The organism is Coprococcus sp. RTP21428st1_C9_RTP21428_210409 (genome assembly GCF_040227395.1).
Lineage (GTDB): Bacteria > Bacillota > Clostridia > Lachnospirales > Lachnospiraceae > Coprococcus > Coprococcus aceti.
In genome coordinates, this window is record NZ_JBEHVV010000068.1 from 1 (window position 1) to 14,836 (window position 14,836).

12 protein-coding genes are annotated in these 14,836 nt (G+C 44.1%); 8 read left to right on the forward strand and 4 right to left on the reverse strand.

The annotated features are described in order from the left end of the window. From ABUA34_RS11480 to ABUA34_RS11510, 7 genes are all read left to right on the forward strand, one after another. A partial coding sequence (locus ABUA34_RS11480) for a family 43 glycosylhydrolase (RefSeq protein ID WP_349823347.1) occupies nucleotides 1–1,262 on the forward strand: 1,262 nt, incomplete at its 5' end. Between the two features lie 24 nt (nucleotides 1,263–1,286). After that, nucleotides 1,287–2,615, forward strand: a complete 1,329-nt coding sequence (locus tag ABUA34_RS11485; RefSeq protein WP_055222742.1) for a Na+/H+ antiporter NhaC family protein — start codon at nucleotides 1,287–1,289, stop codon at nucleotides 2,613–2,615. 164 nt (nucleotides 2,616–2,779) lie between these two features. Beyond that, entirely contained in the window at nucleotides 2,780–4,195 is a 1,416-nt protein-coding gene (locus tag ABUA34_RS11490) for an alanine/glycine:cation symporter family protein (RefSeq protein ID WP_055144286.1), read from the forward strand. Nucleotides 4,196–4,386: 191 nt separating this feature from the next. Then, nucleotides 4,387–4,536 (forward strand): hypothetical protein, encoded by a 150-nt coding sequence (locus tag ABUA34_RS11495; protein ID WP_015535036.1) that lies wholly within the window; start codon nucleotides 4,387–4,389, stop codon nucleotides 4,534–4,536. Further along, nucleotides 4,533–5,462 carry an acyl-CoA thioester hydrolase/BAAT C-terminal domain-containing protein gene (locus ABUA34_RS11500; RefSeq protein ID WP_444186139.1) on the forward strand — a complete coding sequence of 310 codons (930 nt, stop codon included), beginning with the start codon at nucleotides 4,533–4,535 and terminating at the stop codon, nucleotides 5,460–5,462. Before ABUA34_RS11495 ends, ABUA34_RS11500 begins: the two co-directional genes overlap by 4 nt. Continuing rightward, entirely contained in the window at nucleotides 5,447–6,103 is a 657-nt protein-coding gene (locus tag ABUA34_RS11505; protein ID WP_349823349.1) for an L-2-amino-thiazoline-4-carboxylic acid hydrolase, read from the forward strand. The genes ABUA34_RS11500 and ABUA34_RS11505 overlap by 16 nt, the downstream gene beginning before the upstream one ends. 455 nt (nucleotides 6,104–6,558) lie before the next feature. Next, nucleotides 6,559–7,311, forward strand: coding sequence for an alpha/beta fold hydrolase (locus tag ABUA34_RS11510; RefSeq protein WP_004853039.1), 753 nt, complete (start codon nucleotides 6,559–6,561; stop codon nucleotides 7,309–7,311). Between the two features lie 584 nt (nucleotides 7,312–7,895). Here the strand turns inward: ABUA34_RS11510 and carB are convergent. The 4 genes from carB to ABUA34_RS11530 all read right to left on the reverse strand — a co-directional run bounded on the left by carB (nucleotide 7,896) and on the right by ABUA34_RS11530 (nucleotide 13,934). Next, nucleotides 7,896–11,123 carry a carbamoyl-phosphate synthase large subunit gene (gene carB, locus ABUA34_RS11515; RefSeq protein WP_349823350.1) on the reverse strand — a complete coding sequence of 1,076 codons (3,228 nt, stop codon included), beginning with the start codon at nucleotides 11,121–11,123 and terminating at the stop codon, nucleotides 7,896–7,898. 344 nt (nucleotides 11,124–11,467) lie between these two features. Continuing rightward, nucleotides 11,468–12,292 (reverse strand): amino acid ABC transporter ATP-binding protein, encoded by an 825-nt coding sequence (locus ABUA34_RS11520; RefSeq protein ID WP_004853032.1) that lies wholly within the window; start codon nucleotides 12,290–12,292, stop codon nucleotides 11,468–11,470. Next, a complete protein-coding gene (locus ABUA34_RS11525; RefSeq protein WP_004853031.1) occupies nucleotides 12,276–12,986 on the reverse strand; it encodes an amino acid ABC transporter permease in 711 nt (236 codons plus the stop codon). Before ABUA34_RS11525 ends, ABUA34_RS11520 begins: the two co-directional genes overlap by 17 nt. A 60-nt stretch (nucleotides 12,987–13,046) precedes the next feature. Further along, nucleotides 13,047–13,934, reverse strand: coding sequence for a transporter substrate-binding domain-containing protein (locus tag ABUA34_RS11530; protein WP_055144298.1), 888 nt, complete (start codon nucleotides 13,932–13,934; stop codon nucleotides 13,047–13,049). Between the two features lie 247 nt (nucleotides 13,935–14,181). Between ABUA34_RS11530 and ABUA34_RS11535 the strand changes: the two genes are divergently transcribed. Continuing rightward, nucleotides 14,182–14,836 (forward strand): TIGR00266 family protein (locus ABUA34_RS11535; RefSeq protein ID WP_349823351.1); only part of this gene is annotated, 655 nt, incomplete at its 3' end.

Here is a 14,836-nt window from a genome sequence, read left to right on the forward strand (position 1 = left end):
CAGGGCCGATCAGTGTAGCTGTGTGCGATACGCCGGCGGGCAAATACGAATATCTTGGCCATGTGCAGTATAAGGACGGCACTGTGATGAAGAAGTACATTTGCTTTGATCCGGCAGCCATGAATGATGACGGAACCATCAGGATATTCTACGGAACCCAGTACGGATACGAGGAGGAGCCTGATTTCCTGACAAATGGCAGGCTGGACGATGAGGTATCCATGTTCGGAAGAACAAAGGAGGAGATTCTTGGCTACAATGACAGCATCATGGGACCGATCATGGTGGTGCTTGAGGACGATATGCTGACGGTTAAGGAAGAACCGAGGCACATCATACCTTACGCCGTGAAGGGAACATCATTTGAGGAGCATCCATTTTTCGAGGGTTCATCCATGAGAAAGGTGGGAGACAAATACTACTTTGTTTATTCGTCATGGCAGAACCATGAGCTGTGCTATGCGGTGAGCGATTATCCGGATCACGGATTTACATTTGGCGGTACTATAGTGTCAAATGGCGATGTGGGATATAAGGGAAGAAGTTTCGAGAACAAGCTGAATATGACCGGAACCACGCACGGAAGTATAGAGTGCATAGATGGTCAGTGGTACGTGTTCTATCATAGGCTTACACACAAGTCGGACTACAGCAGACAGGCCTGTGCTGAGAAGATATATATAGATGCGGATGGACACATAGACCAGGTGGAGGTTACGAGCTGCGGACTGAACAATGGACCGCTTGTGGCAAATGGCACGTATCCAGCGGTGATAGCATGCAACCTGACAAATGGACATATGCCGCACGGCTCCAACAGTATATACACGATAGAATTCCCAAATGTGACGAACAAGGGTGAGGATAGATTTATTGCGGAGATAGAGGATGGAACACTCATAGGGTATAAGTATTTTGCGCTTGGGGGCAGCAGTACATTTGGCGTGAATGTCAGATATGAGACGGATGCCAACAAGGTGGTGTATGAGGGACCTGTCAGGGTAGACGAGAGATGCGAGAATCAGGAGCAGCTCAAGGATGCAAACGATCTGGCAGAGAATGTAGAAGGATACTTTGACATATGTGTGACAGAAGATAGTGAGAGTATCGGAAGAATAGATATACCTGTATCTGAAGATATCTCAGAGACAGAGTGGAGATGGTGCGAGAACAAAGTGGATTTCCCAGAGGGAGTCCACGCGGTGTATCTTGTATACCATGGCAGAATAAAGGTTCAATTAAAAGATATACGATTTAGGTAAAATATTGAAAGAAGAGGGAGAATTATGAAGAAGTCAAATGGTGCGGCACTGATACCGATATACGTCTTTCTTGTCCTGTATCTGGGACTTGGAATACTGTTTGAGTACGTGCTGAAGATCCCGATGGGATTTTACAATATTCCAATAGTGGTTGCCTTTATGGTGGCGATATTTGTGGCATGTCTGCAGAACAGAAAGGTAAGCTTTGATGAGAAGCTTCAGATCATGGCAAATGGACTTACAGACAAAAATATTATAACCATGCTGCTCATATTCCTGACGGCGGGAATATTTGTGGGAGTCGTGGGGCGGAGCAGTGCCGAGAGTGTGGCATACTTTATGCTGAGTATCATTCCGGCGAGATTTTCCGTGGCAGTTTTGTTCGTTGTAGCGTGCTTTGTCTCAACAGCTATGGGAACGTCTGTTGGAACAATAACACTTCTGACGCCTATAGGAGTTGCAGTTGCCGATGCGTCAGGATTTAATCTGCCGCTCTGTGTGGCGTCCATCATGGGCGGTGCGATGTTCGGAGATAACCTGTCGTTCATATCGGATACGACCATAGCAGCATGTAATGGTCAGGGGTGTGCCATGAAAGATAAGTTCAGGGCAAACTTCTGGATAGCATTTCCTGCAGCGATTGTGACGCTCATAGTAATCTTGGTTAAGTCATTCAATACTGAGATAGGCGGAGTAGTACACCATGATTACAATATGATACAGATCATTCCTTATGTTCTGGTACTCATAGGAGGAATAGTGGGATTTAATGTGTTTGTAGTCCTGATAGTTGGAATCGTGTCAGGCTCCATCATCATGCTTGCCACAGGGCAGACGGCAGCAGTGGATCTCCTGACGAATATGGGAAGCGGTGCAGCAGGAATGTTTGAGACTAGTATGGTTGCTGTACTTGTGGCAGCTATGTGTTCACTCATCAGAGAGTATGGCGGGTTTGAGGCACTGCTTTCAGCTATAAAGAAGGTGTTCAAAGGTGACAAGGGAGGCCAGCTTGGAATCGGACTCCTGGTTGGAGCCATGGACATAGCCACAGCCAACAATACGGTCGCGATAGTCATGGCGAATCCGATAGCAAAGGAGATGGCAGAGGATTATGGTATATCCCCGAAGAGATCAGCGTCGCTGCTTGATACATTTTCATGCATATTCCAGGGAATCATTCCTTACGGTGCCCAGATGCTGGTTGCAATATCAGCGGTGTCGGAGCTGGGACATGAGATATCAGCATTCCAGATAATTCCAAATCTGTTTTATCCAATACTTCTTCTTGTAAGTTCACTTGTGTGGATGCTTATAAGAAGTAATGACAAACCACATATGGCAAAGAGACGGTAAAGAATATAAATGTGCGTTATTTCGTAATATAATAAATAAATATTCAAAAAAACACGCAAAAAACAAGAAAAAACTTGAAAATGCGTGTTTTTTCGTTTTTATTTAAGAATTTTTATGCTATAATTTACACTTGTGAATTATAAATAAAAAATAGGAGGAGTAACATGGACGCATTCACAAACTTTTTAGGCAAAGTTGATGATATTGTCTGGGGCTTGCCACTCATAATACTCATCATCGTCTGCGGAATCTATCTGACGATCAGACTTAAGTTTCTTCAGATAGTTCATCTGCCAAAGGCACTGAGATTCATGATCAAGAATGAGGAAGACGGTACAGGAGAGGTGACGAGCTTTGGCGCGTTATGTACAGCACTTTCAGCAACTATCGGTACAGGTAACATCGTAGGAGTAGCAACAGCTATAGGTATCCTTGCCGGTGGTCCTGGAGCACTTTTCTGGATGTGGGTAGCAGCGCTTTTCGGAATGGCAACAAAGTATTCAGAGGGACTGCTTGCTGTAAAGTACAGAAAGATTGACGAGGATGGACACGTTCTCGGAGGACCTTTCTACTACATTGAGAATGGTATGGGTCACAAGTGGAAATGGCTTGCAAAGATATTTGCATTCTTCGGAGCATGCGTAGGTCTCATGGGTATCGGTACATTTACACAGGTAAATGGTATTGCTTCTGCAGTTCAGGCTTTCTTTGATCCTGACAAGGCAAATACAGTATCAATCTTTGGAAATGACTACTCAATAGCCATCGTCATCTCAGCATTTATTCTTGCAATCCTTGTAGGACTTGTCGTAATCGGTGGAATCCAGAGAATATCAAAGGTTTCTCAGATTATAGTACCATTCATGGCAGTTCTCTACATCGTGGTGTGTCTGGTTCTTATCATAGTTAATATAAATAAAGTTCCAGCTGCATTTGAAACAATAGTCAAGTGCGCATTTAAGCCTATGTCATTTGCAGGTGGTGTTACAGCAAGTCTTGCAATAGCCATGCAGAAGGGTGTTGCACGTGGTATCTTCTCGAATGAGGCTGGTCTTGGTTCTGCACCTATCGCAGCAGCAGCAGCTCAGACAAAGGAGCCTGTTCGTCAGGGACTTGTAACAATGACAGGTACATTTATTGATACTATCATCGTATGTACAATGACAGGTCTTTCAATCGTTATGATGGGAAGCTGGCAGGATGGCAGCCTTGAGGGAATCGCAGTCACAACTGATGCATTCCAAAAGGGACTTTTCTTTATGCCAGGTCAGGTTGCAGCATTCATCCTGATGATCTGCCTTGTATTCTTCGCATTTACAACTATCCTTGGTTGGGATTACTATGGTGAGAGGTGTCTTGAGTACCTCACAAATGGCAGCAAGGTTTCAGTTCAGATCTATCGTTGGTTATACATACTTTGCGTATTTATCGGACCATACATGACAGTTAAGGCTGTATGGACTATCGCTGATATATTTAACGGACTTATGGCGATTCCGAATATCATAGCACTGCTTGCACTCAGCAGTGTGGTTGTGGCAGAGACAAAGGATTACTTTGCACGCCACAAGGAATTGTAGGGTTCAATAGAAGTAAATATTTATATGTAATAATTGGGTGAGCACCTACCAGCAGTCAGGCAAAATTTTGTCTGGCTGCTTTTTTATTTGCGGGAGTTTTTTTGATTTATAAAGCAATAACAGTTGACAACAAAGTTAGTAGCGACTAACATTATGTATGTTAAGAGAATTGGATCAGTGGGATGTAACAAATGAAAGGTTCTGAGACTATAAAAGAAACACTGCACAAGGCGGATTGTGTCTTATATCCGGTTGGTGACAGAAGAGATAAAGTTGTCATTGTGTTATCAGGCAGCGAGGGCGGTCTGGAGTATACAGGAAAATGGAGGAAAAAGTTGTGAAAAAACAGTTTTTTGAGATCGAGAAGGATGGGTTCTACGGAACATACTACGAGAATCCAAATGGGGCTGACTGTGCATTCATAGGACTGTTTGGAGATGATCCGAATGATTTTATGGCGAAGTGCGGAGCAAAGTGGCTGCACAAAAATGGTGTGAACGCACTCTGTGTATCTCCCGGGAGAAAGAATTACAGCCATGTAAATAATCCGCTGGAGAGAATAGAGTCGGCTATTGCATGGCTGAAAAGTCATGGAAACCGGAAAATAGGAATCATGGGAATGAGCACGGCTGGCATGGATTCCCTTGTTGCGGCATCGTATTTCCCGGATATCACATTGACATTTGGACTTACGGCAAGTGACTTTGTATGGCAGGGATTTGAACAGGGCAAAAAAGACGGATGTAAGGAATGGCCGATACCGGGTGCATCGACTCTTTCGTGGAGAGGCGAGCCTCTTGCTTATATGCCATTTGTGTATGAGCATCCTGTGTACTGGCAGAAAATCGAGGAGGAGACAAAGGGCTCCGGCGACATTGAGCGCAGTACCTGTCTGTTTATCGATTCGGAGAAGGCCAGAGAACACACAGAAGAGGAAATGATCAAGGTCGAGAACATAAGGGGAAAGCTGTTTTTGATTGGTGCAGACGACGACTCGTTCTGGGAGGCGGGCAAATACATCCGCAGAATGGATCAGCGACTGAAGGAGCGTCCACATACATGTGAGTATGTGCCGCTTGTGTATGAGCATGGAACTCATTTTGTTCTGCCGGAATCGATGCTTCGTATGGCGCTTCCGGTTGGACTGAAATTTGTCATGAAGTTTATATTCAAGGCTGCAAAGGATTATCCAAATGAGTGCGAGGCGACGAGAAAGGATATAGACAGAAGACTCTCAGCCGCACTTAAGGAATGGATACAGGAATAAAAAGGCAGGCGATTAGAATGTTGAAATATGGAATGTATGCAAAGGCTGTGGAACTGCTGTGTTTTAAGCAGGCACTTGCAAGGCTTGCGCAGATATATCCTGATATGGACATGAAGAGATATAAAAGATCCGTGAAGAGAGAGTACAAGGAGATGCTTCTCAGAACTCCCGATATAGGTGGAAGCTCACTGGAGATGAACCTGTATATCGCGGCATTTGTATTTTCACTGCACAAGGCAGAGCCGGATAGGATCACACCTGAAGTTGTGGATGAGATGGTCACTGCGGTGTTCGATTCGCCTTTCATGGTGAAGGCGCATGAGAACAAGAAGTGTACGCTCTTTACTGACAAGGTGCAGGACAAAAAGGTGCAGGAGAGCATAGCAAGCCAGACATCAAAGTATGAGCTTGACTGGAAATTCCGCTATGAGAAAGGTGTCGACGAATTCTATAACACTTATACGGAATGTGGAATATGCAAACTGGGCAAGAGGGAAAACTGCTTTGAATTTGTTCCATGCCTGTGCAACATGGACGAGAGAAATTACAGGAATGAAGGAGGTCAGCTTCATCGTACCAAGACACTTGGTCAGGGTGATGAATGCTGTAATTTCCATGTCACACGGATACAAGGACGTTAAAATGGACTAGAGTCCAATGTTCACAATGTTAACCCGTGGATTTACGATGCACTTGCAATTCCAGGCAGATTCGAGGAATATGGATTCTACGAGGAGTCATTTGACCAGCGTTTCCTTGATCTGATTGCGGCATTTGATAAATGCGGCAAATATTTGTATGAGGGGAGCTTGAAATGGTAAATACAATAGCATTTTTACTTATAGTATTTGGGATTATGTTTCTGATTGGTATTGCAATGGCAATGATTGTAATGGCGGTGAAAAATATCAGAGACAATTGTTGAATATGCACTCTTTATGCGAATGCCCTCATTGAGCCGGCAGGCGGCATGATGGGGACAAGTGTATCAGCATGATGCGTAATTGTTGAGCGTTGAATTGGATCATGATGGCAAGAGTTTAATATTTTCATCATGATCTAAAGAAAGAATATGGTATGAGGAAGGAAAAATACAATGACTATCCATGAGTTCGGAAAAGAGAATAAAGAAACGATAATATTGATACATCCATCTGTTGTGAAGTGGGATTACTTTGAGAATGTAATTCCTCTGTTAGAAAAGAATTATCATCTGCTGGTTCCGGCACTTCCGGGTTATGATTTTGACAATGACAATGACTTTACAAGCGTGGAGCAGATTGCATCAGACTTAAATAACTGGATCAAGGCGAAGGGATTCACGGAGATATATGCTGTATATGGCTGTTCTATGGGCGGTTCCGTTGCGCTTATGGTTGCGCTGGGACAGAAGGTTAGAATACAGCATTGTGTAATAGACGGCGGAATCACACCGTATCAGTTGCCATGGATCGTGACACGCTTTATTGCGCTCAAGGATTATCTAATGATGATGATAGGCAGAGCAGGCGGTGTGGCTTTGCTGGAAAAGGCATTTGCTACAGACGACTATTCCAAGGAAGATCTGCAGTATGTTGCGGATGTTCTGAGACATTGCAGCAGCAAAACACTGTGGCGAACATTTGAATCGTGCAATAACTATAAGGTGCCGGATCCTGTTCCGAAGATTGATACGCACATCCATTATTGGTACGCAAAGAATGAAGAAAAAGAGCGGAAAAATGATATAGCGTATATCAGGCGCAGGCTACCTCAGACGGAGTTTGAAGTATTACCGGAACTCGGACACGGCGGACTTGTCTTACTCAGGCCTGAGTTGTTTGAGGAAATGATGAGCAAGTTTCAGTGAGATATGGAAAATATGAGTTAATATACGTTTGACATGAAGGGGGTGGAGAATGCTAATATAATATCAAAAGGTGCAACCGATAGACGGTTAGCCCTGATATTATTGGATACAAAAGTAACCGCTAAAGTTTGTTAGGACTGGGCGGTTATTTTTGTGTCTTATCATTGCTCTTAGAGCCAACGGCATAATCAAGAGCAAAGCAAGTGATGCATAAAGCTGATTATGGCTATAAACTCCTGTGATGAAGGCTAACCGCCTACCGAATAGGGTAGCACCGCATATATCACATCAAACAAATGTTCGACTCTCAGTGTAGGTAGTTTGGCGAGAAGGGTAGCTTGGAGAGAAGTGTAATCAATAAAAAGCGCATAATATTTTCGCAAATTAAAATAAAACCGGGAAAAGGATACAAAGACATTAGAAATTGTATCCTTTTCCTGGTTTTTGTCATTTTAGATAAAATTTTATGCACTTTTGAATGCTGAGAGGTCTTGCTGGCCAACAAATTGTAAACTAGAGCAAGCCGCTAGTCCTTTAACTGGCAATCCGGGCCACCTGAGCGGCAAAGCCGCCCGCGCCCGACATTACTCAGCGTCCTTTATCTCACTGTGAAGCTCCTGCAGTGACTTCACATCGCTGTCGCCATGTGCCTGAACGTACAGGATACCCTTTGCGGTTGCTCTTGCGCCTGCAATTGTAGTCACATAAGGAATCTTTGCCTTGATGGCAGCCTTTCTGAGGTAACTGTCGTCGTGGGCACATTCCTTACCGCTCGGAGAATTGATTATCAGGTCTATAGAGCCATTTGTTATAAGGTCATTGATGTTTGGTCTGCCCTCCTGGAGCTTTTTGACTTTCTCAGCTTTTACTCCGGCAGCCGTAATTATGGCATATGTTCCGCTTGTAGCAAGGATCTTGAAACCAGCTTTCTCGAAGAGCTGAGCGATCTCGATAACCTCATCCTTGTCCTTTCTGTTTACAGAGATCAGGACAGTTCCGCTTGTAGGAAGGAGAGTCTGTGTAGCCTCCTGAGCCTTGTAGAATGCCTCTCCGTAGTAGGTTGAAAGTCCGAGAACCTCACCTGTAGATCTCATCTCAGGTCCTAAGATCGGGTCAACCTCTGGGAACATGTTGAATGGGAATACAGCCTCCTTAACTCCGTAATATGGTATGTGCTGCTCCTTGAGAGTTGGAACAGGAGATGGTCTTCCTGTGAGCTCTGATGTGATGATATCAGTAGCGATAGGAACCATGCGCACGTTACATACCTTTGATACGAGAGGTACTGTACGGGATGCTCTAGGATTTGCCTCAAGAACATATACCTTGCCTTTCTCAATAGCGTACTGCATGTTCATAAGACCTACGACATGCATTTCCTCAGCGATCTTCTTTGTATATTCCTTGATAGTAGCAACATTCTCAGAAGTGATGTGTACTGAAGGAATGATGCAGGCTGAATCACCTGAGTGAACTCCGGCAAGCTCGATGTGCTCCATAACGGCAGGAACAAATGCGTGAGTTCCGTCGCTTATGGCATCTGCCTCACACTCAAGGGCGTGATTCAGAAATCTGTCTATAAGTATAGGTCTGTCAGGTGTGACACCAACGGCAGCTCTCATATATCCGTCAAGGCTCTCGTCATCGTATACGACCTCCATACCACGTCCACCGAGAACGTATGATGGACGGACCATGACTGGATAGCCAATCTTGTGAGCGATCTCAAGTGCCTCGTCAACAGTAGTAGCCATACCAGATTCTGGCATAGGAATCTCAAGCTTATCCATCATCTCACGGAAGAGATCTCTGTCCTCTGCAAGATCGATGACAGCAGGAGATGTACCGAGGATCTTTACGCCGTTCTTCTCAAGGTCAGAAGCAAGGTTAAGAGGTGTCTGACCGCCGAACTGTGCGATGACGCCCACTGGCTTTTCCTTGTTGTAAATGCTGAGGACATCCTCAAGTGTAAGTGGCTCAAAGTAGAGCTTATCTGATGTATCATAGTCAGTTGAAACAGTCTCTGGATTACAGTTTACTATGATAGTCTCAAATCCGAGCTTCTTAAGTGCCAGTGATGCATGTACGCAACAGTAGTCAAACTCGATACCCTGACCGATTCTGTTAGGACCTCCGCCGAGGATCATAACCTTTGGCTTGTTCTCATTTATCGGATTGCTGTCAGGTGCATTGTATGTGGAGTAGTAGTAAGCGCTGTCCTTTGTTCCACTTACGTGTACGCCTTCCCATGCCTCAGTAACTCCGAGCTCGATTCTCTTATTTCTGATGTCCTCCTCAGGAATCTCAAGAATCTGGCTGAGGTATCTGTCTGAGAAACCGTCCTTCTTTGCAGTGGTGAGTGCCTCGTCGGATGGGAGAGTGCCCTTATGTGCTGCGAGTGCTTCCTCTTCCTCAACGAGTTCCTTCATCTGCTCAACGAAGTAGTGCTTAACCTTTGTTATATCAAATATCTCATCTACTGTAGCGCCCTTTCTGAGTGCCTCGTACATGATGAAATGTCTGTCGCTTGATGGATGTGCAAGCATGCGCAATAGTTCATCCTTGCTCTTTGTATTGTAGTCCTTGGCGTAGCCGAGACCGTATCTTCCTGTCTCAAGGCTTCGGATAGCCTTCTGGAAAGCCTCCTTGTAGGTCTTACCGATACTCATGACCTCACCTACGGCACGCATCTGGGTTCCGAGCTTGTCCTCAACACCCTTGAACTTCTCGAATGCCCAACGTGCGAACTTGATAACCACATAGTCACCGTCCGGAACGTATTTGTCCAGTGTGCCATACTTACCGCACTCGATATCCTTGAGGGTAAGTCCTGTTGCCAGCATGGCTGACACAAGGGCAATAGGGAATCCTGTAGCCTTTGATGCCAGAGCAGAAGAACGGGATGTTCTAGGGTTGATCTCGATTACGATGATTCTGTCAGATACAGGGTCATGTGCGAACTGTACATTTGTTCCACCGATGACCTCAACAGAGTCAACGATCTTGTATGCCTGCTCCTGAAGTCTCTTCTGAACGTCCTCAGAGATTGTGAGCATAGGAGCGGAGCAGAATGAATCACCTGTGTGTACGCCGAGAGGATCGATGTTCTCGATGAAACATACAGTGATCATATTGCCTTCGCAGTCACGTACAACTTCAAGCTCAAGCTCCTCCCATCCGAGGATTGACTCCTCAACGAGGACCTGACCTACAAGGCTGGCCTGGAGACCTCTTGCACAGACAGTTTTGAGCTCCTCCTTGTTGTATACGAGTCCGCCGCCGGCACCGCCCATGGTGTATGCAGGACGAAGAACAACAGGGTATCCGAGCTGATCTGCGATGGCGAGAGCCTCATCTACAGAGTAGGCAACCTCGCTTCTTGCCATTTCTATTCCGATTGCGTTCATGGATTTCTTGAATTCGATTCTGTCCTCACCGCGCTCAATGGCATCTACCTGAACACCGATGACCTTGACATTGTATTTGTCTAAGATGCCTTCTTTTGCAAGTTCAGCACAAAGGTTAAGTCCTGACTGTCCTCCAAGATTTGGAAGAAGAGCGTCAGGTCTCTCTTTTGCAATTATCTGCTCAAGTCTCTTGACATTGAGCGGCTCAATGTATGTGACATCAGCTGTCTCAGGATCTGTCATGATGGTAGCAGGGTTGGAATTGACCAATACGATCTCGTAACCAAGCTTCTTAAGGGCCTTGCACGCCTGAGTACCTGAGTAGTCGAACTCACATGCCTGACCGATGATGATTGGACCAGATCCTATTATCAGAACTTTGTTAATGTCTTCTCTTTTTGGCATATCTTTCTCCTTATTGTAAAATGATTCTTGTTCAGAGCGAGAGCACTGAAAACTACATGAAACCACACAAAATAAAGAAATATTTTAATGTGATTTTAAACATTTCCGGACATCGTTTATTTTCTTTTATAAAAATGCCCAAATTATTGTCATTATAAAGTATAAGAGCCCAAAAGTACATAGCTAATAAGGAAATAAATTGAAAAAATGAACTAAAATATGAAGTGGCTCAAGAATTGAATTGGAAAGTACGTATGAATATATAGTAAAAATTATGAATGGCATGGAAATTTTTATAAAAAATCCGGCACATATGAAAAAACACACATGCCGGATAAAATGTCTTATAACACTTTTGAAAGGAAATCCTTAAGTCTAGGATTCTTAGGGTTGCCGAAGAATTCCTCCGGTGTACCAGATTCAAGAATCTGTCCGTCGTCAATAAATACGACTTTATTGGCAACCTCTCTGGCAAATCCCATCTCATGGGTAACAATGATCATTGTCATGCCTTCATCTGCAAGAGCCTTCATAAGATCAAGAACCTCACCAACCATCTCAGGGTCGAGAGCGGAGGTTGGCTCATCAAACAGAATGACATCAGGATTCATGGCAAGCGCACGGACGATGGCCACACGCTGTTTCTGACCGCCTGAGAGAGTAGATGGATATACATCCGCCTTGTCCTCCAGACCGATCCTCTTCAGGAGTTCCTCCGCTTTTGCATGTGCCTCGGCAATGATCTCTGATTTTGTTGTTGTTATTTCCTGCTTTGTCTGCTTTTCCTTGCGGAAGAGATTGGTGACAGGAAGCAGAAGATTATGCCGCTTTGCCTTTTTCAGATCCTGACATCTGACATAGACAGGAGCAAGCATGATATTCTGTATAACAGTCTTGTTGTTATACAGATTGAAATGCTGGAAAACCATACCCATATGACGGCGGTGTATGTTGATATCAACCTTAGGGTCTGCTATATCAACACCATTGAATATAATCTGGCCGCCGGTAGGATCTTCCATACAGTTCAAACAGCGAAGAAATGTACTTTTACCAGAACCTGAAGGGCCGATAACAACCATTATATCGCCTTTGTCTATGGTGATATTGATGCCGTTTAAGACTTTGTTATCACCGAAGCTTTTTTCAAGATTAATGACGTCTATCACTCTTTCTCAGGCTCCTTTCCATTAATTTGATTCCCAGGCTGATGAGAAGCACCATCACGATGTAGATAAGTGCCATGACCAGATAAGGGACCATGAATTCGTAGCTGTTACTTCCGATGTAGTTGAATGCAACGTAGAGATCAGTTGCTCCGACAAAACTTACAACTGAAGTCTCCTTTATTAAAGAAATAAATTCATTTCCAAGGGTTGGCAGAATATTCTTGACTGCCTGAGGTATAACGATTTTGAGCATGGTAGTCGAAAAACTGAGTCCCATGGCACGTCCACCTTCCATCTGACCTGGATCAACGGAGAGTATACCACCACGCATGATCTCTGAGATGTAGGCACCGCTGTTGAGTCCAAATACAAGCATAGCCACCTGAACTCCTGTCATGTGTCCTCCCACTATAGGAAGAAGAACATAGTAGAAGAGAAGAAGCTGTACAACCATAGGTGTTCCACGGAAAAAACCTACATATACACTGCAGATCGCATCCAGAACTCTAGGCAGACGCTTGTACTTTGGAATTACCCTGACGGTAGCAATGAGGGTACCGATTATTATACCGATGATAAGACCGGCAATGGCTATTATCACAGTATTCTTCAGACCCTCGACTACCTTAACATACCCGTTGTTGTCGATGAATATTTCTATGAACTTTTGTATTTTTGTAGAAATGTCTCCCATGAAATATCCTTTCAAACATAATTGGCGTTAATACTAAAATTACTAAATCCGAATTAAAATTTACTGCATTGCGTTAAGAGCAGCAGTGATGCTGGCTGCTGGAGCGGCATCGATGATAACATAGTTGAGGTTACCATTTAAAAGATCCTGAACTGCAAGTGAACCGTTCTTGTAGCCGGTTGAAGTCATAGCAAGTTTTGTGAATCCCCAGTCTGCGTCACCCTCGCAGTAGAACTGTCCGGTAGTACCTGTCTGGAAACCAATCTTCATGTCTGAGCCTTTAGCCTGAAGAATCTTGTTGACATCATCAGCTGTCTTGCAATCATCAAACTCTGTATTGTCTGATGTAACGATAAGCTTCTGAGAAGCCTTGTAGTATGAATCTGAGAAGCTTACATACTCCTCACGGTCTGGCTTTATAGTAAGACCTGCCATAGCGATATCACACTTGTGCTGACCAACTGAGAGACATACAGCATCGAAATCCATGTTCTGGATAACGAGCTCCTTGCCAAGCTTGTCTGCGAGAGCCTTAGCTATCTCCATATCGACACCATAGTAGTTCTCACCCTTTGTATACTCAAATGGCTCGAATGCAGCATTGGTTGCAACTACAAGCTGATCCTTGTTTGCATCGAGTGTTGCTGACTCAACTGCAACAGGCTCGCCATCGCCGAAGTAGTGATTGCAGATCTCTTCAAATGTTCCGTCTTCGTTCATTGACTTGATGAAATCGTTAACCTGTGTTAAGAGCTCAGGCTGTTCCTTGTCAACACCGAAAGCATACTGCTCGTCTGTAAGGTCAATCTCGATGACCTTTGCAGTCTTCTTTGATGAAGCACTCCCTGAACCTGCCTCCGAAGAATCATCCTTGCTTCCACATGCAGTAAGAGCTGTCATAGCCAGAACTGCTGACATTGAAATTGCTAATAATTTTTTGAGTTTCATTTTTACATCTTCCTTTCATATTTTATCTGAATAAATATACCATTGTGTTTCAAAAAAAGCAATTAATATATGAAAAAACTCGTTCCAAAAGCAGGAAAAAGTGAGATACCTAATAAAAACAGGCTTTTATTCACGATTTATAAATAAACATTGTTATATGAATAGTATTTACTATATAATACATTTGTACCAATTAAAAAAATGAAACTCATATTTAAATATGAAGAATACAGGGAGGTAAGATTATATGAGATACGAGATCAAAGGAGGCATGATGCCTGTGGTTGAGATTGTGCTGGAGGCAGGAGAGTCAGTGAATTGCGAAAAGGGTGCAATGGTATGGATGTCTCCGAATATGCAGATGCAGACATCAGGTGGCGGAGTAGGCAAGATGTTCACCAGGGCCATATCCGGTGAATCGATGTTCCGAAATACATATACGGCTCAGGGGGGACCTGGACTGATAGCATTCGGTTCAAGCTTTGTGGGAAATATCATGGCGGTTGAGATAGGACCTGGCAAGGAGATCATTTGTCAGAAGTCAGCATACCTTGCATCGACACCGGGAATCAATCTGGAGATAGCTTTTCAAAAGAAGATAGCCGGTGGGTTCTTCGGAGGTGAGGGATTTATTATGCAGAGGATTACAGGTCAGGGAATAGTGTTCCTTGAAATCGATGGTTCTGTTGTGGATTACATGCTTGCACCGGGACAGCAGATGGTCATTGACACAGGTTATCTTGCAATGATGGATGCAACATGTTCCTTAAACGCAGAGACAGTAAAGGGTGGTGCCATGAATATGTTCTTTGGAGGAGAGGGATTCTTCAATACAGTGGTAACTGGTCCTGGCAAGATAACACTTCAGACCATGCCGAAGTCGCAGCTTGCCGCTGAGATAG